The sequence below is a fragment of the Shewanella sp. SW24 genome (assembly GCF_025653395.1).
GTDB lineage: Bacteria > Pseudomonadota > Gammaproteobacteria > Enterobacterales > Shewanellaceae > Shewanella > Shewanella oncorhynchi.
In genome coordinates, this window is record NZ_JAKKSH010000005.1 from 178,769 (window position 1) to 197,446 (window position 18,678).

Below are 18,678 nucleotides of genomic sequence, written 5' to 3' on the forward strand. Positions count from 1 at the left end.
TTATGCCCATTCATTAATACTTCTATTCCCATTTTTACTTGTTTCCGCATAGGTTTGCATAGTGTTCACTTGCTGTTGTTGGGCAAGGTGATTCACTGTCATTGCTCTCGCGTCTTCGTTATGGCTTAGATAATAGGCCGTTGGTGCTGAAATCCCTTGGCTCGTTCCTGTCGCTAAATTGGTCATGTCGGCGATCACTTGATACTTCATCTTCGCGTGTTTCAATTCGACTAAGGTTTCTATGTTATCCCTCAGTGCTGGCATTTCTGCTGGTTTTTGCGTATTCGCCGCCAATTGTTTTGCATCGCTAGAAAGCGTTACTGTATCAGTTGACGCTGGTGCGCTGGTTTGAACGGCATTGTTAACTTGTGCAAATTCAGCAGTGGAGACATTTTTTTGTGGGCTTACAGACAGGGAATTTCGCAGTGGTTGAATGTGCATCTTTTAATTCCAACAGATGATACCAAGCTAAGATTGGCTTCTATCGTACTGTTTAAAAGCTGGACCTGAGCTGAATAATGGTGAAAAGTTAGACTCTGTGGATGGTTAGGTGGCGCGGATAATTCGATGATAGCAATGATTCAGACAGCTATTAATTTACGGTGCGGCAATAAAAAAGCCCGCTTAAGAAAACCATCAGCGGGCCATAAAGATCTGCTCAAATCCTAAAACTTGATTTGAATATCTGTTGCTAAACTATTAGCGATAAAGCAATTTGCATGTGCTTTCTCGTGAATTTTCTCAAGGGTTTCTTGGCTGACTTCGACCCCTTCAGCGAAAATGACCTTAGGATTGAGCACCATCTTTGTCACGGCCAACTTGCCCGCCTCGTTTTTACCCAGCTCTGCAGTGGCATTATCCACATAAGAGGTTACAGGTAAGCGCTTAAGATGCGCAATCGCTAGAAAGGTCAACATATGGCATGAGGATAATGCAGCCAACAGGCTTTCCTCTGGATTGACATTTTGCCCATTGCCTTTGTATTCCGGTGCCGACGAGGCTTGAATCGTCTGGCCGCTGCCAAAGGTAATACTGTGGTCTCGACAAAATTCGCCTTCTTCGGCGGGCGAGGTTTGCCAGTTAACCGTTAAGTTAAAGCCCATTATTTTCTCCTATCTGAAGGACATCAGGGCACTATAGCCTAGCGGTGCTCACTTAGCCATGATCGCCATACCAGTGTTAGCTGGACATTAGATCCCAGCACTCAGTAATAGAGTGCCAGTGAGCACGCTGCCAGTGACGATTCCTATCGGTAAATGGCGCGGGCTGTAGCTTAACGTTAGGATGACCAGCATTGCCGCGAGGGAAATTATTCCCATAAACAAAATGCTCCCGTAGGCCCAGCCCTGATCGCTCGCGCAGGCACTTAAGCTAAATGCTAGTAGTAACCAAGCAAACAAGGTTAGCAAACGACTTTGCCATTGTGCTGGTGGACGATTGAACACATCCTTGAAGTGACCAAATTTAGCTAAGGCAAACAGGGCGAGGGAAAGATAACTCAAACCTAAGATCCCAAGTAGGGGAATAAATTCTGGCATCATGATTTGGCTTCCTCCAATGAAGATGACGAGCTAAGGTCGTTGGCAAGGGATGTTTGGGATTCGCTTCTACGTGCATTTTTTGCTTTTTCTGGGCGTTTAGTGGAGGCCTTAGCAATCAAAGTCACTCTTTTACTGGCAAATAGCATAGCGCCACCAAGTAGCACTGCGAGCACGTCAAATCCGACTAAAGCCCATTGATGGGATTGGATATTGTCGATGATATTGCTTGGTGATGTGAAGGCATTGAGCACGGGCAGCGCACAGCACAAAATCCCTGTGAGTCGTAATGCGGTTTGCCACTGGCGACGTGAACGACCCAAGAAAGCCCAAACTCCCATTGCCGCTAACGCGATAAAGAAACTGTGAACTTCCCATTCAGAGCGGCTTGCAAAACTTGTCGATAAGAGACGATTGGCGTAAAAGAAGGCTACAGTGCCTAAGGGTAATCCTAAGATAAACATGAAGTTTAACCCTTCAACTAAACGTAATCCAAAGCTTGGTTTCTCGCCCTTATCGATCAATTTTTGCTGTTTTTGACGTAGACGAATGGCCCACATCAAAGTGCCTGTCGCGATCATAGCGCAGCCTAATAAACCGCAGAAAAAGAATAAAAATCTTAGCAGCGGTGCGGCAAAACGTGCCGTGTGCAGCGACATCATAGTATCGTAAGTCGCGGATGCTCCAGAGGCTTCGTGCGGGCTGGCATATTTAAGCTCACCATTTACCCCGTTGAATATCAAAATATTGGCTTCATCGGTCACATCTTTACCTGTGTTTTGGTAAAAGGTCACTTGGCTATTTTGATCTTTAGGGTATGACACTATCACTTGCTTAATTGGCGCATCGCCCCATGCGGCTTTCACTTGAGGTAGTAATTGGCTCAGTTGCACCTGTGGCGCACTAATCCCCGCGGCTTTCTCGGTTTGTCTGGCGGGATTAAGTTCTTTTAAAAAAGTTTGGTTATCACCCGAATAGGCGGTATTAACCGTCCATGGGATATAGATAAGCATTAGGGTAATAAGCCCTGTATAAGTGATCATCAAATGGTAGGGTAGGGCGATGACAGAGCTCACATTGTGCGCGTCTAGCCAAGAGCGAGCGCCTTTATCCCGTCTAAAACTGAACAAATCTTTGAAGATCCGTTTGTGGATCACTATGCCACTGATAAGGGCGATCAGCATAAACATAGTGCAAACGCCGACGATATAGCGGGCTGTAATAGCGGACATATAGTGCAAGTCAAAGTGCAGACGATAGAAGAAATCACCGCCGCGACTCTCACGCACTTCAGAGATCATGCCGCTGCCATCTGCTAAGGCTACATGTTCTTCAGTCTTGCCACGACGCTGACCTTTTTCTGGTGGCAGTTGCCAGCTAACGCTTTGAAAGGGGGTTCGTTCAGTTGGAAAACCTATCATCCAGCGCTGCGCTGTTGCCGGCGAATGCGCTTCTATGTAACTTTGACCTTTATCTAATTGGTTTTCGAGGGTATCGGCTCGGTAGTCTTGATAAACCCCTTTGTGTAATTCGGGTTCATTCCAAAGGCTGATCTCATGGCGAAAATAGCTCAAGCTACCCGCAAAAAAGATCAACAATAATACCCAACATACCAGCAAGCCTGCCCAGGTATGTAGCCAAGATAAAGTTCTAAAAAATGTTTCTTTCATCTTATTGCCCACATACCTTGATCAATCCAAAACATAACAAACTCACTAAGCCTAAATCTCGCCACGCATGCCAAGTTTTACGCACACAAAAGGCATAAATAATAGCGATGGCATAAAACAGGAAAGCTAACATATTGGCCGTTATCGTGCTTTCAAAGCGCGGCATAGGTAGTACTAATGTCAGCAGGCAAGCTAAGGTTGCAGCAGCAACATAACCCGCCAGTAGAGCGGCACTCGCACGGGCAAAGACTTTGAAGGCAAACTGCGATTGCTCTTGCTTAAACCATTGCACAATTCCCCGCGAAATCAGCGAGAACGAGCGCATTTGGGTTGTAGAAGATTGCGTTGAGGTTTCAAACGCGGGTGTATTAGACATAAGTGCCACTTCTCATTTCGAGCCAATATGGGTCTGTTATGGCTATCCGCTACTGTTGATTCTGCAAAGTGTGCTTGAGCTTTTTGGCTTAACGACGAATGCATTTCTATAGCAGTAGATAGCTAACCGCGAGAAGTATAACTTAGTTAATCCAAATGATAAACGATATCATTTAGATTCGAATGTGAATTTGTGATCTTAAGCTGATCTGCTTTAGCGAGTGTAGGGTGACGAGTTTAACGTATGTAGCGTAACGAGCGCCCTGTCACAATTGTTTGTTTTTATTTGTTGATATGTGTTTAGTGGTTACTGCTTGTTTAGCATTAGGTTAATTTTTATGCTGCCAATGTGAGCTTTATCAATTTTGATAGGCGACGGTTTTGGCAGAATGCGTTATCTTTTTTACCGAGACCTAGCCTGATAACCCTATGCATAAAAATTCTACAAATGGTGAAACACACCTGTCAGATAATGCGATTTTACTATCAACGACGGATCTGAAGGGAAACATTAAATATGTGAATCAGACCTTTTCGCAGATCAGTGGGTTTAGTGTTGCTGAGTTGCAAGGGAATCCACATAATATAGTGCGCCATCAAGATATGCCTGCGGCTGCATTTAAGATCCTCTGGGAGCGAATTAAGCAGGGCAAGCCTTGGATGGGGATAGTTAAAAATCGCACCAAAACGGGCGGCTATTATTGGGTGAATGCCTACGTCGCGCCTGTGTATGAAGATGGTAAAGTTCATGAGTATCAATCTGTTCGTCGCCAAGCTACCCCTGAGCAGATTAAAGCCGCTGAGAGTATTTACAGTGATATTAATCAGGGCAAGCAACCTAAAGTGTTGCGTAAAGATAGGTTAGGTTTCAGTGGCAAAATACTGCTGGCCATGTTGGTTTCGATTACGGCTACGGCGATAATTGCCAGTTATTCCCCCATAGTTGCCGCGATGGTGGGAATGAGTCTCGCGTGCCTAGCATGGTATTACCTGATGCAGCCGCTGCAAAAGCTTGTGTCTATGGCAACTAACATTATTGACGATCCCGTCGCTACGGGCGTGTACACCGGCCGCCAAGATGAGATCGGTAAATTAGACCTCGCCCTACGTTTTTTGATCACTGAAATTGGTGGCGTTGTTGGCCGTATGGCTGATTCTGCCAGTGAGATCCAAGCACAAAGTGTCAGCCTTAAACAAACCATTACAAACACTTGGGAGCATGCCGATAGTCAGAGTGAACAAACCACGCAAGCTGCGACTGCGATGGAGCAGATGAGTGCCAGTTTTGCTGAAGTAACGGGAAACATTCATCGCACTGCCTCGGAAATGGTGTCGAGCCATGAGGCGGCTCAACGCGGGCATTCTCGTTTAGAAACGGTTATTGATGCGATACATCAGTTAAGTGTACAAGTGAGCCACTTTTCCGATGTTGTACAAGCTATTGAACAAGATAGCAGTGCGATTCACCAAGTGCTCGAAGTCATACGTGCCATTGCCGACCAAACTAACTTATTAGCCTTAAATGCGGCAATTGAAGCGGCACGGGCAGGGGAGAGTGGTCGTGGTTTTGCCGTGGTGGCCGATGAGGTCAGGCAGTTATCGAGTCGTACTAGCCAATCCACCTCGCAAATTGAGTTAATTGTTAGCCGTTTTAGGGAAAGCACTCAAAGGGCGACCTCGACCATGATGGCGGGGCAGGAACAGGTAAAACGTTCGGTAAGCTTAGCGCAAGATGCGAGTGTGGCTTTTGGCGAGTTGCTTTCATCTATTTCGCGAATTAATTCTTTGAGTGATGATAATGCGGCGGCGATGACGCAGCAGACTTCGGTGGCCGCAGAAATTAGCCGAGCCATCCATGTGATCAGCGACTTGGCTCAGCAGAGTTTAGAGCAGACGCTCGATGCGGCAGCGCGGGGTGATCAAGTGTCGCGTTTATCGACCAAGACGCATCATTTGTCCCAACAGTTTTGGCAGCAGAGTGTGCAACGTAAATATTAAGCGTATTTACCTTATGTCGTATTGCATTTTGTGATTGATTTATTATTAATGCCTGTTTATAAATCAATCACTTAATCATGTTTTTCTCGCTGTTTTATTTTTGACTTCTTGATGGAGGTCACATTTAGGAGATGCTAATACCTGAGTTGACCGAAATATTTGCCAATAACCCTTGTGTTTTATCCTGCATGCCCCAAGCTCTATTAGTGAAGCAAAAATAAAAGTAATGACACTAAAAGGGACAACCTATGAAAATAAATATTTCTGGTCACCACGTCGATGTTACTGATTCTATTAGAGAAGATGTTAACGAAAAATTTGCAAAAATCGCCACCCATTTCCCCTCTCTGATCGCACTGGACATTATTATTGCGAAAGAGCATGGCGAGTATCAGGTTGAGCTTCGTACGAATTATGAAGGAAGCCGTATTTCTGCTTCAGGTACCGATGAGGTTATGTACCCAGCAATCAAAGCCGCATCGAAAAAATTAGATGCAGCACTTAAGCACCGTAAAGGTCAGCTAAAAGCGGATTTGCATGAAACCCCGAGCTGTACAACGCCAGCTATTGCCCATGAAATTATCCAAGAGATGGATCTTCGTTAGGTTTTAGCCATAACTCATCGCTTTAGATGAGCACAAAAAGGGCCTTAAATGGTCCTTTTTGTTGGCAATCGGGTTTGGTTTAATGCTAATGGGTTAAATCAATGCCAGTTGTAATCCCTTGAGCACAGCTTGGGTACGGTCTCGGCAATCGAGTTTAGTGAGTATGTTAGAGACATGATTCTTCACTGTGCCCTCGGCTAAAAATACCGCATTGGCGATTTCCTTGTTGGAGAAGCCGCCCGCCATAAAACTGAGAATTTCCCGCTCCCGTTCCGACAATAATTCATTTCTAGTTACCCCAACGCTAGGTGTAGGTTTAGGCTCACTCATCTGTTTGAGTACCGAAGGCTCTATCAAGTAGCCGCCTTTGGCGACGGTTTCGATGGCGTGCAGTAACTTGTCGAGTGACACGTCCTTGAGCAAAAAGCCGTTGGCTCCCGCCTGTAAACTATTGAGGAATAACTCACTGTCGTCGAAGGTGGTTAACATGATGACAGGTAAGCGATTGGCACTTTGCCGTATCTGTTTGAGCATGGCGATACCATCAAGATTTGGCATACGGATATCACTGAGCAGCACATCGACGGGATTGCTGGCAAGCTTTTTGAGTGCATCTTGACCGTCTTCGGCTTGCCATAACACGCGAATGTTGTCGGAAATAGCGAGCAGGCTAGCGATCCCTTGGCGAACCAATTGCTGATCTTCCACTAAACCGACACTGATGATGTTGTTTTGCATATCCATAGCTATTCCAAAGATTTTTTTAATAAAAAGTTAAGCGAGTGCTGGGAGTGTGAGGGTGAGTTGGCAACCGGACGCCGAGTCATTTGCCCTTAACTCCAAGGTGCCATTAAAGGGTTGTAGCCTTTCCTGCATGCCGCCGAGCCCAGTACCGAACTGCCCAGTGCCGAACTGTCCTGTACCGTTTAGCCCTGTGCCGCTTTTAGCTGATGCGTTTCGCGCGGCTCCCCGTGTTAGCCCCATGCCGTTGTCGCTTAGTTGCAATACCAGCGCGCTTTGGGAGTCTTGCATGCTCAATTGCAGTTGATTCGCCTTGCCGTGACGAACGGCGTTGCTGATGCCTTCATGCAGCACTAACAGTAGTGCCTGAGTCAGTTCGGCTGATTGCAGTGGCTTCATCCCTTTGCAGTTAAGAGTCACGTTGGGTAAGCGGGTCATCAGTGCCTCTAAAGGTGGGACTAAATCCAATCCGACTTGCACTCTTTGCGCCCTGACGACGGCGCGAATACTTTCAAGTAGCTCTTTAGCTAAGGATTTACTTTGGTTAACTTGAGGTTTGAGCTCCTCGGGCGCTGTATGGCTTAGTACTTCCAATTGCAGGGAAAGCGCTGTGAGTTGGTGGCCGAGAATGTCGTGCAAATCGCGTGATATCCTTAATCTTTCTTGCTGTTCGCTGGCTTGGCTCAGCAGCGCGCGAGTGGCAATAAGTTGTTGGTTTAGCTGTTCTTGTATCAAACGTGATTTACGTTCAGAAAGCCTTGCTTGGCTACTGCTGTAGGCAAAGAATTGAAAACCAAGATAAATCAAAATATTGAACACATTGCTTTGTTCATGCAATTGCCATTGCTGCAGTAGGTAATAAACAACATTGACCAACACTAGCTGTGAAATGGCTTGGCGACGACTAAAAAACTCAGGCAACAGTGACGCCCAAATGACGAAGAGGATAGGCAGTAATGCGTTGTTTGCTGTGAGCATTAAGCTCATCACGGTCAACGGCATCACTAGCGTGGTTATGCGGCGAAGTTGAATATTATTATGCGCAACTTTATCGGTAGCTATCAGTATAAATTGCACTAAATACAGCCCATAAAGTGTTACATTGAGCATGCCTTGCCATGTATGTAATGCGGCTTGGTTTATCCCAACCCAAGCGACTAATGCCCAAGTGAGCACTCCAGCGGCAATCAACATGTTTTCTTCTTTCGCTAATCGATTTTCTAGCACGAATGTCTATTCCTTAATCCAATTCTGCCGACCATTCTAGGGTATCACCGCCAGATGTCACTATGCCAAAAGTCATGTTGTTATCATTTTGTTTCATGACTTTTGGCACCTGTTTTTCGTCCTGTGATTTTTTAAGCTAACTCCATCGCAGTTACTTATGAGCGCAAATAACAGGAGTAAGACATGAAACACGTGAACTCGGCTATGACAAAAACACAGTTTTCCCAAGCTAATAAGACGAAAAGGGCGTTATCAGCGATTTGGGGCGCAGGCTTAGCTTGCTCGCTCTTGTCGGCTGGAAGTGTGTCGGCAGGAAGCATGTCGGCTGAGAGCCAGGCACATACCTTGACTGTCGATATCGATAATATTCAAGTACAAACCGGCGCCTTGATGGTTGAGCTTTATGCCAATGCCGAGGATTACGCTGCAGGCCATAATCCTAGCGCGTCTATGATAAAACCCGTCACTAAGACAGAGCATAGGCTGGTATTTAGCGATCTCGCCGATGGCCAATACGCGGTAAAGGTCTTTCATGATGAAAACAACAATCACAGTTTAGATACCAATATGTTAGGTGTGCCGAGTGAAGGCTATGGCTTTAGCAATAACGCCGGCAGTTTTGGACCTGCGAGCTTTAAAGACGCCAGCTTTAGTTTGCAGGCCGATGCTCAAATCACTATACACATTCGCTAAGAGGGGGCTGCACCATGGATAGACGTCAATTTCTAGCAGGCTCAGCCGTCCTAATGACGACCGCTGTTTGGGCCAGTTCAGTGGATAAGTTATTGGCGCTGGATAGCGCACAAACGGTCGCACGTGAGCCTTGGGCTATTGGATTTAGTGGTGCTGAAGGTGACTATCAGCCACTGACTATGCAGGTTTCGGGTGAGTGGCCAGCGCAGTTGAGTGGGAATCTATATCGTAATGGGCCAGCGAAAATGTCTCGGGCAGGTAAGGCATATCAGCATTGGTTCGATGGCGATGGCATGGTGCAACAGTTTAGTGTGAGCAATGGGCAAATTCAGCATCAGGCCAAGTTCATCCAAACAAAGAAGTTTAAAGTCGAAGAGGCCGCTGGCGCGTTTAAGTACACGACCGCAGGCACAGTGATCCCCAATGCTTTACCTATTCGAAATAACGATGACTTGAATGTGGCCAATACCAGTTTATTGCCGCGCCACGGCGAGTTGCTCGCTTTATGGGAGGCGGGGTCACCCTATCGACTCGATGCTCAGACCTTAACCACGCTTGGTGTTAAAAGCTTTGGCGACAAGTTTAAGGGTTTACCCTTTTCCGCCCATCCACTCGATGATGGACAAGGTGGACTATGGAATTTTGGCGTCTGGTATGTCGGTGGTGAGAAGCAATTACTTGTGTATCAAGTGGCACCCGATGACAGCATAGCCAGAATGGAAGTGATTGAATTGCCACAGGCGAGTTACTTACATGCCTTCGCGCAGAGTGAGAATAAGCTGGTGTTTTACATTTCATCCTGCGTGTATGAAGAGGGCGAAACCTATGTTGATGCCTTTAAATGGCGCCCCGAATTGCCATCGCAATTACTAGTCATCGACAAAGCTGATTTTAGCGTGCGCCAGTTATACCTGCTACCTGCGGGATTTGTGTTTCACTTTGGTCAAGCCATTGAGAAGAATGACGAACTTTCTGTGCAGCTTTGCCTCTATCCCAATTCAGCTATTTTAACCCAAGGGATGAAGGGGTTACTGACGGGGGAGCGTAAAACTAAGACACCCCATGCAGAGTTAGTGACTATCACAGTACCGCTCACAGTACCACTCACAGCAGCTAGCAAAGCGCAGTTTGCGGAGACCTTGTCTTTCTCTGCACGTATTAAGCGCAGCGGCGTGATGATGGAGTTCCCCCAGTTTTCGCAGCACATTATGAGTAAGAAACAAACTAGCGGTGAAAAAGCGTTTGCAGAGAAAACAGGTGGGGCTTCGGCGTTTGCTCCGTTATTTGGCGTTGGAGCAAGATCAGATTCAGCTGTTAACTCTGGCTCCAGCTCTAACTTTAAATATGAAGCAGAATCTGACTCTGAATCAGGGCTAAGTAACACTCTGTATTGTATTCATAATGCAAAAGACAGCAGCAAGCACAGTGCGGATACACTTGGCGACGCGAGCTATAGCGCGTTTTATCTTGGCAAAGGCAAAATTGCCGAAGAGCCGCTCTATATCCCCGCCACTGAGCAGCACGAAGCCTATTTACTGATGACTTGGCTCGATTACCATAATGCACAGTCTGGTTTGTCTTTGTTTCGTGCCAGTGATATCAGTGCGGGCCCCATCGCTTCAGCTCAAATGAACAGGGTATTGCCACTAGGGTTTCATGGCTGCTTTATTGAAGCTTAATATTTTGATCTATAAATAAAAAACGCAGCTCTTGGCTGCGTTTTTGTTTCAGGCGAAAGAAACGTTTAGTCATCAATTTCCGCATTGTGATAGACGTTTTGTACGTCGTCACAATCTTCAAGTGCGGCAATAAACTTTTCAAACATAACGACATCTTCACCTTCAACTTTAGTCATGTCCTGCGGTACGAAGGTGATATTGTCAAATTCAAAGTTAACCTCTGGCATCGCTTCGGTCAGCGCTGTTTTGACTTTAAAGTACTCAGTGTGCGGCGCGTAAACTGTGATTAAGCCATCTTCCAGCTCAACATCGCTTACATCAACGTCAGCCATCATCAGCAGTTCTAAAATCGCATCTTCGTCATCACCCGCAAACACGAACACGGCTTGATGATCAAACATGTGGCCAACTGTACCAGGGCCGCCGAGTTTGGCATCGTTTTTCACGAAGGCTTGACGCACTTCGGTGAAGGTACGTTTTACGTTATCGGTTAAGCAGTCAACAATGACCATGCAGTTGCCAGGACCAAAACCTTCGTAACGGGCGGTATCGTAATCTTCACCACCGCCGCCTTTGGCTTTTTCAATTGCGCGTTCAATAACATGCGCAGGCACTTGGTCTTTCTTAGCGCGTTCAATTAAGCGACGCAGTGATAAGTTTCCATCGGGCTCAACGCCGCCTTGCTTAGCGACAACGTAAATCTCTTTACCGTAGCGTGAATAAATGCGGGTTTTTTGACCGGCTGTTTTCGCCATGGATTCTTTCTTGTTTTGATATGCTCTGCCCATCTTGATCTCGTTAGCTCAAAAAAATTGCGCCGATATTAGCAGTTTTCTTGGCATAAGTGCAGTCGTCCCTATGTGATTTATTACCTAGAAGGCGACGGGGCACGCATTTCAGGGCAAAGTTGGTTTTATCAAGGAAGATCCGCTTTTAGATAGGCTAGGACTATATCGCGATAGATTAATACTAATGTCTAATGCCATACGCTCGTGAGACTGTTGATGATAGCTAACTTCTACTTTGTTTATTTAGCGAGATAAATTATCTAGCTTATTCAGAGAAATAGACTAAAACTATAAATCTTGAGCGCTATCATAGTTAGCCCTCCCTCGTCAGTTGTAAGCAATAGCCGCTGTAATTGATACCAACTGAACGAAGGCTAATGATTCGACTCTTAGCATTTCCCTTTCATTTTTACCTTGCGCAGTTACGGGAAGTATATGGAAATACAGCACAAAATTTTAATTTTCATCAGTTTCATACTGGTCACTCTAGGGAGTTTATTACTTGAGGGACTGCATCTTCCGAGTATTGTGCAGGCGTTGATCTTGGGCGTTCTTGCCTGTGGCTTAGTGGTGTGGGTGTGTTTGCGCGCATCTAAGGCTAAGCTCGACACCGATGAGGCAAACATTAAGGCATTACAAGAGCAAAGCATTCCCGCCCACGACATTAGTGTGCAAACCAGCAAAATTGCTATCGGTTCGGCTGAGGTGTCGCATTTTATTGATTTATTGAATAAATCAATTGAATCAAATGGCGAGCATGCCAGTGCCATTGCTGTTGCTGCAGGGCAATTGAGCCACACTACGGCCCAACTTGGTGATAATGCCGCCGATATTTTAGGCCAAGCTCAAGAGGCTGAGCGCGTTAGCGTGCAGGGACGAAGTCAAGCTCAGAAAGGTGTTGCGGCTATTCGTTCACTGAGTACGGATATTGATACTGCCGCTGAGCAAGTGCAGGCGCTTAAATCAAGAGCCGAAGAAATCCAAAAAATTACCGAAGTGATTAACTCCGTTGCCGAGCAAACTAATCTGTTGGCGTTAAATGCGGCCATCGAAGCGGCTCGTGCGGGAGAGCAGGGTCGAGGTTTTGCGGTAGTGGCAGACGAAGTACGCAGCCTTGCGGGTAAAACCGCGGGTGCAACCCAAGATATTGGCAAAATGCTATTAGAAATCCGCAGTGAAACGGATAAAACTTCTGGGCTGATGGAAAGGGTCGTAACGCAAACCGCCGATGTGGTCGCGGCTATGGGCGAGTTAGACGCGCACTTCACTGAGATTTCGGCTTCTGTGACCCAATCGGCCCATGCCTTAGGTGATATGGAAGATTCACTCAAACAATATAACAACACTACTAACGACATTAGCCGCTCGGTGACTCAAATACGTGACTCGTTAAATTCGACGGGTAAACAGAGTCATAGCGTATCCGAGCAGGCCTTTACTTTATCCTTGACCACTGAGGGTATTTTTAAAGCGCTGTCTAAATGGGATACACAAACCTTCGATCAGCAGGTTCTGCAATTGGCGAATGTTGCAGCTAAAGCGTGCGGTGACAAGTTAGCACAAGGTTTAGCCAGTGGCAGTTTTAGCGAGGCTGATTTGTTTAATCCTAAATACCAACCTATTACCAATACTCAGCCGCAGAAATACAGCACGGCTTTCGATCGTTATACCGATCAGCATTTTCCAACAATTCAAGAGCCCATTCTGGCAAAACACAGCGAAATTATTTATGCGGGAGCCGTTGATAGGAAAGGTTATTTTCCGACCCATAATAAACGCTTTAGCCAAGCACTGACAGGCAAAGTTGAGGTTGATATGGTGCACAATCGAACCAAACGCTTGTTTAATGATCCGACAGGGATCCGTTGCGGCGCCCATACTGAACCTGTGCTATTGCAAACTTATAAACGCGATACGGGCGAAGTGATGCACGACTTGTCGGTACCCATTTTTGTAAACGGTAAACATTGGGGCGGATTTCGAGTGGGATTTAAAGCTAAGTAGATTACTGATAACTCAAATTTAGGTTATTTACTCTAAAAAATGCATAAAAACGCATCTTTATTTGTGTCTTATATGTGATCGATAGTGGGTAATTGATTAACATAATAGAAATAGATTGGCATCTTTTTGCCGAAGTGCTTAAATAGCCCAAGGTGTACAGTATAAGACAGTATTGTATCCAATAAAAAATCATAAAATTTGAATAAGACCTTAAGCAATTGATTTAAAATGTTTAAAATATCTTTCTGGATATTTTAAAATGTTAAGGACAGGGAGCTCTCTTGCGACGTAAATATAACGCAGTAGATGCTGCTTAATGTGAGTTAAATGTGATGCAAGCAAATCAAGCGACTGTAACTGTTTTATATTATGATGCGCCCGTAGGGTTAATTATGCACAACGCCGTATTAGGTAATTTGCCAGTGAGTGAAGCTGGGCGTGTGATGATACCTGCAAGTTTCCGCAAGGGAAAATCTATCATTGCTGTACTTGAAGGTGAGTGTAAGATATTGAATTCATTAGGCGAGCGAGTGTTTGCTCAAGCTAATATAGGTTAACATTTTAAACTAATCGTCATTCTTGGGACGAATAATTCGCTTTGCTAAATTATCGTCCCGACATCTTCTGCAAAAATTCTATTCAATACATCTATTTCTATTAATGTTAGCGCTTGTTCGCCTAATCATATTCGGTTAGTCATTCAGATATTTACTGTCCCACAAATTAACGCACTTTAATGGCAGACTTCTGCCATTAATTGGTCTGCAAGGTACTGTAAGGTTTCGGCATTAGGATGGGTGTGGGCGAAGGTTCTTAAACCATAAATTCCCATCATTAAATATTGGGCTCTTTGCTCGCTGCTGCGATTGCCTTGGAGGAGTCTTTGTAACGTTGCGGTGGCAAATTGTAGTGTGAGTGCTTGCTGCCAAGATTGTAGATACTGATTGATGATGTCCCGGATCTCAACATCTTGCTCTGCAATTTCATTTAACGCTTTTGTCAGTAAGCAAGCTTGGGCGCTATCGCAACTCAGACATTCAATAACGAGATGATCTAAGTAGGTTTTCAAATTAGTCAGCACATTCTCGCCATTGCCGAATAGATTGTTGAATTGCTCGTTTCTGTCGAGTTGATATTGCTCAATGGCCGCGATTAATAACCCGCGTTTATTAGTGAAGGCACAGTAAATCGACCCCGGATGTAATCCCGTGGCTTGAGTAAGATCTTGCATGCTCGTTTTGGTGTAACCCTTGTGCATGAAGGCGGCCATAGCGCCGCGAAGTACCTGTTCTCGGTCGAACTCTGCATTACGCATCGAATTTAATTCACTTGTATAGAAACGCTTAGGCCAGATTCTACCTAAATTTGAACAAACATTCAAAAATGAACTTGAATGATCGTTCAAATAATAATATCTTGAATGCATATTCAAGAATGGAACTGAGAAAATGACCACACAAACCACGCCAAATTCATTGGAAAATCTGTTCGATACCTACTCACTTAATGACACTATTACCTTAAATAATCGTATTTTAATGGCACCTTTAACCCGTTGTATGGCGGATGCCGATTTAGTGCCGACCGATGATATGGTTGCCTATTATGCACGCCGCGCCGAAGCGGGTTTGATCATCACAGAGGCGACTATTATTCGTCCCGATGCTCAAGGTTACCCAAATACCCCTGGTATTTTTACTCAAGCGCAAATTGCTGGCTGGCGTAAAGTGACCGATGCGGTACATGCCAATGGCGGTAAGATTTTTGTGCAGTTATGGCATACGGGCCGCGTCGCTCATCCACACTTTTTCGGTGGTGGCGATGTGCTTGCGGCATCAGCGCAGAAAATTGAAGGCAGCGTGCCAAGAATGCGCGAACTGACTTATGTCACACCAAAACCTGCCACACTTGAGGATATTCAAGGCCTAGTGCGTGATTACGCCAAAGCGGCGGAAAATGCCATTGAAGCTGGGTTCGATGGCGTCGAAATCCACGGTGCAAATGGTTATTTGATTGACACTTTCTTGCACCATGACAGCAATCGCCGCACCGATGAATACGGTGGAACACCTGCCAATATGTCCCGTTTTGCGCTTGAGGTTGTCGATGCTGTTGTGGCTTGTATCGGCAAAGACAGAACCGGTTTACGGATTTCTCCAGGGGCTTATTTCAATATGGCGGCAGATAGTCGTGACCGCGAAGTATTCGATTACTTCTTGCCTGAGCTGGAATCCCGCGATATCGCTTTTGTACATATTGGGATTTTCGATGACAGCATGGAATTCGATTATCTTGGTGGCAGAGCTTCAAGCTATGTGCGCGCACACTATGGCAAAACCTTAGTGGGAGTTGGAAGCTACAGCGCTGAAACCGCCAGTGAAGCGATTGCGGCGAATAAGTTTGATTTGATTGCTATTGGTCGCCCATTCATTGCCAATCCTGACTATGTTGCTCGCGTTCGTGATGGCGTTGAACTGGTTCCTTACAGCGATGACATGCTAGCAAGCTTAGTGTAATTTCATTTAATAGCTTTATAAAGAAAGGGTTAGCATTGGCTAACCCTTTTCGTTTATCTCGTGCCTTTTATTTAATCCGTTTTAACTAAGGATCTGAGTGCGGTGAGCTTTTGCTGAGCGATGCCAAAAATGCTCTCGGGAGAATATTGCCCTTGGCTAGGTGTGGCCGTTTGCGACAAACTTCCTGCGGTTTTACCAAGCAGCAATTCCATGGCTTGAGTCACATGGGTAATAGCCCAAATATGGAATTTCCCCTGTGCCACTGCATCGACAATGTCTTTGCGCAGCATAAGGTTGGCCATGTTCGAGGCCGGAATAATCACCCCTTGCTCCGGCGTACGGCCTTTTATTTTGCAGACATCGAAGAAGCCTTCAATTTTTTCATTCACGCCGCCAATGGGCTGAGCCTCACCAAATTGGTTCATCGAACCTGTGATGGCAATATCTTGCCTAATTGCTTGCTCGCTAATAGCCGAGATAATGGCGCAGCATTCGGCCATTGACGCGCTGTCACCGTCCACACCGCTGTATGATTGCTCAAAGGTGAGGTAAGTGGTGAGCGGGATTTGCGCCGTCTTACCTAAAACTGAGGCTAAATAAGCGGTTAAGATCAACACGCCCTTAGAATGGATCCGGCCTCCAAGTTTGACTCTGTGCTCGATATCCATCACTTCACCCTTACCAAAGGCTGTGGTTGCTGTGATGCGATTGGGCATACCAAACTGATGATCTGAGGTCGAGATGACGGATAAGGCATTGATTTGCCCAACCACTTTGCCCTGAGTGCTAATCAAGGTCGTGCCGTTGGTAAAGCTTTGCATTATGTTGTCGTGAAGACGCGAGACTCTTTGCTCTTGATTTCGCAGTGCTTGCTCAACGTGCGGCACTAAAATTTGCTGACTGCCTGCCGATTTAGCGCAGTAGTTTGATTCCCGCAGTAGGTTGGCAATATTGGCCGAGTGTAGCGACAGTTTTTGTTGGTCTTCGGCTTCCCGCGAGCTGTATTCAATGATGCGCGCTATGGCGGCGCGGTCGCAGTGCAGCATGTTGTTGTCGTGAACTATGCTCGAAATAAAGCGGGCATAGTGCGCCTCAGAAGTTGAGGTTCTGTCCATCACATCTTCAAAATCGGCGGTAACGCGGAATAACTCACTGAAGTCAGGATCATAGTGCTGTAACAGCTGATAAGTTTCATGATCGCCAAACAGAATAATTTTCACATCTAAGGGGATAGGCTCAGGCGCTAATGAAATAGTGCCCGACAGTGACACTTCCCGCTCGAGTGAGCTTAAATCCAGTTTGCGTGAACGCAGGGCGCGTTTTAACCCGTCCCACACGTAAGGGCGTTCTAACACTTTTACCGCATCCATCAATAACACGCCGCCGTTAGCTTTGTGCAGACTGCCTGAGCGGATAAGTGAGAAGTCGGTGAACACTGTCCCCCTGAAGGTAGCATTTTCCACATAGCCAAATAGGCTGTGATAACTTGGGCTTTCTTCTACGACAATAGGGAATTTTTGAGTCCCTTGAGCGACCAAAACGTTAACTTGGTAGCGGCGGGGCATTTTCTTTTCAAGGGAAGCGTAGGCTAGGCCCAGTTGTTCTTCACTTTCTTCTAAAAAGATATCTAAATTGTCTAAGATATCCGCCTGCATACCGGTTAAGAAAGTCCGCGCTTCGGGCTGGTGCTTGAACTTATCTTTGAGTGGCTTAATAAAATGGATTAATACTTCTTTGGCGACTTGTTCGTCATGCTCTTGCTGCTTGTCGCTGAATTCTTCTTCCCATTCAGTGATTTGGCGAATAATACCGCGCAGTTTAACTTCTAGGCCATTGATATTACTTTCAAATTGACTACGTTCAGTCTCTGTCAATGCTTCGAATGAAGCTTCGTCATGGGGTTCTTCACCATTGAGCGCTACCATTTGATAGTCGCCCTGCATGGTTAAACTGAGGCTGATGCCTTTTTGTTTTGCTTCTTCGGTTAATTCAGTGAGTGCGACTTCTTGTTTCTGTGATAATTGGCTTTTGAGCTTTTCGGTGCGGGCATAATACATTTCATTATCAAAGGCTAAAGGCATAGCTTTGACAAGTTTAAGCATCAACTTTTCGACGGCTTTTTTAAATTCAAGCCCAGTCCCTGCACTCAGTTTCAGCACTTTAGGGCAACGGGTATCATCGAAATTAACCACATAGCACCAATCGTACAGGGTATGGTCGTTTGGCTCGTGACGGCTTAGGTAACGCAGCATCATGGTCCGTTTGCCGAGGCCGTTCTGACCTATGGCGTAGATGTTGTAACCCTTTTCTTTAATTCCCATTGCAAACTCTACCGCTTGCTGGGCGCGTTCTTGGCCGACAATATCATTGAGAGGTGTGAGTTCTGCTGTCGATTGGCAATCTGTGCTTAATTGGTCGAGTTCGCAAATGCGATATAATTGTTTACTGTTGAGCAGGGTAGCTTGGCTTGATACGACGTCAGTGGGCATAAATATCCTTGGTTTTTCAGCCTTATTATTTCCATTGTAGACAATAAGATAGCATTTTTGTCAATCAAAACCCTGTTATTGCTGATATATGTCTTTAGGGATAATRGAATGGACCCATCCACTTTTAATCGGCCTCGCAATGGGCCACGATGTAGTCGCTAAAACTCATCAGAAAGAGGACGGGTCCACCTATGAAGATTACTACAATCGGTTTAGATATCGCAAAGTCTGTTTTTCATGCTGTTGGTGTCGATAAAGCAGGCAAGTTAATCAAAAAGAAAATGCTTAGACGCAAAGACTTGCTGCCCTTTGTCGCGAAAATTGAGCCTTGCCTTATCGTTATGGAGGCGTGTGG

At 45.7% G+C, this 18,678-nt stretch carries 17 protein-coding genes and 1 pseudogene; 8 read left to right on the top strand and 10 right to left on the bottom strand.

Annotation, left to right across the window (positions count from 1 at the left end; genetic code table 11):
• The 5 genes from L5M17_RS06670 to L5M17_RS06690 form a co-directional block, all read right to left on the bottom strand.
• Complete coding sequence (locus tag L5M17_RS06670) at positions 1 to 441, bottom strand: hypothetical protein (RefSeq protein ID WP_219253032.1); 441 nt, start codon at positions 439 to 441, stop codon at positions 1 to 3.
• 224 nt (positions 442 to 665) lie between these two features.
• Positions 666 to 1,103, bottom strand: coding sequence for an OsmC family protein (locus L5M17_RS06675; protein ID WP_028760789.1), 438 nt, complete (start codon positions 1,101 to 1,103; stop codon positions 666 to 668).
• Positions 1,104 to 1,190: 87 nt separating this feature from the next.
• Positions 1,191 to 1,541 (bottom strand): DUF3325 domain-containing protein, encoded by a 351-nt coding sequence (locus L5M17_RS06680; RefSeq protein ID WP_113940646.1) that lies wholly within the window; start codon positions 1,539 to 1,541, stop codon positions 1,191 to 1,193.
• Positions 1,538 to 3,208, bottom strand: a complete 1,671-nt coding sequence (locus L5M17_RS06685) for a PepSY-associated TM helix domain-containing protein (protein ID WP_263146112.1) — start codon at positions 3,206 to 3,208, stop codon at positions 1,538 to 1,540. Before L5M17_RS06685 ends, L5M17_RS06680 begins: the two co-directional genes overlap by 4 nt.
• Position 3,209: 1 nt before the next feature.
• Positions 3,210 to 3,584, bottom strand: coding sequence for a DUF3649 domain-containing protein (locus L5M17_RS06690; RefSeq protein ID WP_131523016.1), 375 nt, complete (start codon positions 3,582 to 3,584; stop codon positions 3,210 to 3,212).
• 428 nt (positions 3,585 to 4,012) lie between these two features.
• Here L5M17_RS06690 and L5M17_RS06695 point away from each other — a divergent pair, with 428 nt between their 5' ends.
• Together L5M17_RS06695 and hpf are read left to right on the top strand one after the other, a co-directional pair.
• Positions 4,013 to 5,581 (top strand): methyl-accepting chemotaxis protein, encoded by a 1,569-nt coding sequence (locus L5M17_RS06695; RefSeq protein WP_263146115.1) that lies wholly within the window; start codon positions 4,013 to 4,015, stop codon positions 5,579 to 5,581.
• A 248-nt stretch (positions 5,582 to 5,829) separates the two neighbouring features.
• Positions 5,830 to 6,186, top strand: coding sequence for a ribosome hibernation-promoting factor, HPF/YfiA family (hpf, locus tag L5M17_RS06700; protein WP_028760784.1), 357 nt, complete (start codon positions 5,830 to 5,832; stop codon positions 6,184 to 6,186).
• A gap of 93 nt (positions 6,187 to 6,279) precedes the next feature.
• On the opposite strand, the gene L5M17_RS06705 is transcribed toward hpf, so the two are convergent.
• Both L5M17_RS06705 and L5M17_RS06710 read right to left on the bottom strand, forming a co-directional pair.
• Entirely contained in the window at positions 6,280 to 6,930 is a 651-nt protein-coding gene (locus L5M17_RS06705; RefSeq protein WP_263146118.1) for a response regulator transcription factor, read from the bottom strand.
• Between the two features lie 30 nt (positions 6,931 to 6,960).
• Positions 6,961 to 8,154 carry a sensor histidine kinase gene (locus L5M17_RS06710; protein ID WP_263146120.1) on the bottom strand — a complete coding sequence of 398 codons (1,194 nt, stop codon included), beginning with the start codon at positions 8,152 to 8,154 and terminating at the stop codon, positions 6,961 to 6,963.
• 183 nt (positions 8,155 to 8,337) lie between these two features.
• Between L5M17_RS06710 and L5M17_RS06715 the strand changes: the two genes are divergently transcribed.
• Both L5M17_RS06715 and L5M17_RS06720 read left to right on the top strand, forming a co-directional pair.
• Positions 8,338 to 8,847 carry a DUF2141 domain-containing protein gene (locus tag L5M17_RS06715; RefSeq protein ID WP_219234069.1) on the top strand — a complete coding sequence of 170 codons (510 nt, stop codon included), beginning with the start codon at positions 8,338 to 8,340 and terminating at the stop codon, positions 8,845 to 8,847.
• A gap of 14 nt (positions 8,848 to 8,861) precedes the next feature.
• On the top strand, positions 8,862 to 10,526 hold the full coding sequence (locus L5M17_RS06720) for a carotenoid oxygenase family protein (protein WP_263146124.1): 1,665 nt from the start codon (positions 8,862 to 8,864) through the stop codon (positions 10,524 to 10,526).
• 65 nt (positions 10,527 to 10,591) lie between these two features.
• Here L5M17_RS06720 and L5M17_RS06725 read toward each other — a convergent pair whose 3' ends face one another.
• On the bottom strand, positions 10,592 to 11,314 hold the full coding sequence (locus L5M17_RS06725; RefSeq protein WP_028760779.1) for a YebC/PmpR family DNA-binding transcriptional regulator: 723 nt from the start codon (positions 11,312 to 11,314) through the stop codon (positions 10,592 to 10,594).
• Between the two features lie 435 nt (positions 11,315 to 11,749).
• On the opposite strand from L5M17_RS06725, the gene L5M17_RS06730 reads away from it, so the two are divergent.
• Both L5M17_RS06730 and L5M17_RS06735 read left to right on the top strand, forming a co-directional pair.
• Positions 11,750 to 13,318, top strand: coding sequence for a methyl-accepting chemotaxis protein (locus tag L5M17_RS06730; protein WP_263146127.1), 1,569 nt, complete (start codon positions 11,750 to 11,752; stop codon positions 13,316 to 13,318).
• 332 nt (positions 13,319 to 13,650) lie between these two features.
• A complete protein-coding gene (locus L5M17_RS06735) occupies positions 13,651 to 13,875 on the top strand; it encodes a TIGR02922 family protein (protein WP_028760777.1) in 225 nt (74 codons plus the stop codon).
• Between the two features lie 176 nt (positions 13,876 to 14,051).
• Here L5M17_RS06735 and L5M17_RS06740 read toward each other — a convergent pair whose 3' ends face one another.
• Complete coding sequence (locus L5M17_RS06740; RefSeq protein ID WP_263146130.1) at positions 14,052 to 14,633, bottom strand: TetR/AcrR family transcriptional regulator; 582 nt, start codon at positions 14,631 to 14,633, stop codon at positions 14,052 to 14,054.
• A 133-nt stretch (positions 14,634 to 14,766) separates the two neighbouring features.
• Between L5M17_RS06740 and L5M17_RS06745 the strand changes: the two genes are divergently transcribed.
• Positions 14,767 to 15,834: an alkene reductase gene (locus L5M17_RS06745; protein WP_263146132.1), complete on the top strand. Its 1,068-nt coding sequence runs from the start codon at positions 14,767 to 14,769 to the stop codon at positions 15,832 to 15,834.
• Between the two features lie 71 nt (positions 15,835 to 15,905).
• Here L5M17_RS06745 and L5M17_RS06750 read toward each other — a convergent pair whose 3' ends face one another.
• Positions 15,906 to 18,323: a Lon protease family protein gene (locus tag L5M17_RS06750; protein ID WP_263146134.1), complete on the bottom strand. Its 2,418-nt coding sequence runs from the start codon at positions 18,321 to 18,323 to the stop codon at positions 15,906 to 15,908.
• Between the two features lie 191 nt (positions 18,324 to 18,514).
• Here L5M17_RS06750 and L5M17_RS06755 point away from each other — a divergent pair.
• Positions 18,515 to 18,678, top strand: a pseudogene (locus L5M17_RS06755) (IS110 family transposase); the annotation flags it as partial.

Excerpts from the sequence above, each read along its gene's own strand:
- L5M17_RS06740 (WP_263146130.1), bottom strand. The coding sequence starts at position 14,633 with ATGCGTAATGCAGAGTTCGACCGAGAACAGGTACTTCGCGGCGCTATG.
- L5M17_RS06720 (WP_263146124.1), top strand. The coding sequence starts at position 8,862 with ATGGATAGACGTCAATTTCTAGCAGGCTCAGCCGTCCTAATGACGACC.
- L5M17_RS06750 (WP_263146134.1), bottom strand. The coding sequence starts at position 18,323 with ATGCCCACTGACGTCGTATCAAGCCAAGCTACCCTGCTCAACAGTAAA.
- L5M17_RS06730 (WP_263146127.1), top strand. The coding sequence starts at position 11,750 with ATGGAAATACAGCACAAAATTTTAATTTTCATCAGTTTCATACTGGTC.
- L5M17_RS06705 (WP_263146118.1), bottom strand. The coding sequence starts at position 6,930 with ATGGATATGCAAAACAACATCATCAGTGTCGGTTTAGTGGAAGATCAG.
- L5M17_RS06735 (WP_028760777.1), top strand. The coding sequence starts at position 13,651 with ATGCAAGCAAATCAAGCGACTGTAACTGTTTTATATTATGATGCGCCC.
- L5M17_RS06715 (WP_219234069.1), top strand. The coding sequence starts at position 8,338 with ATGAAACACGTGAACTCGGCTATGACAAAAACACAGTTTTCCCAAGCT.
- L5M17_RS06745 (WP_263146132.1), top strand. The coding sequence starts at position 14,767 with ATGACCACACAAACCACGCCAAATTCATTGGAAAATCTGTTCGATACC.
- L5M17_RS06675 (WP_028760789.1), bottom strand. The coding sequence starts at position 1,103 with ATGGGCTTTAACTTAACGGTTAACTGGCAAACCTCGCCCGCCGAAGAA.
- L5M17_RS06670 (WP_219253032.1), bottom strand. The coding sequence starts at position 441 with ATGCACATTCAACCACTGCGAAATTCCCTGTCTGTAAGCCCACAAAAA.
- L5M17_RS06685 (WP_263146112.1), bottom strand. The coding sequence starts at position 3,208 with ATGAAAGAAACATTTTTTAGAACTTTATCTTGGCTACATACCTGGGCA.
- L5M17_RS06725 (WP_028760779.1), bottom strand. The coding sequence starts at position 11,314 with ATGGGCAGAGCATATCAAAACAAGAAAGAATCCATGGCGAAAACAGCC.
- L5M17_RS06695 (WP_263146115.1), top strand. The coding sequence starts at position 4,013 with ATGCATAAAAATTCTACAAATGGTGAAACACACCTGTCAGATAATGCG.
- L5M17_RS06680 (WP_113940646.1), bottom strand. The coding sequence starts at position 1,541 with ATGATGCCAGAATTTATTCCCCTACTTGGGATCTTAGGTTTGAGTTAT.
- L5M17_RS06690 (WP_131523016.1), bottom strand. The coding sequence starts at position 3,584 with ATGTCTAATACACCCGCGTTTGAAACCTCAACGCAATCTTCTACAACC.
- hpf (WP_028760784.1), top strand. The coding sequence starts at position 5,830 with ATGAAAATAAATATTTCTGGTCACCACGTCGATGTTACTGATTCTATT.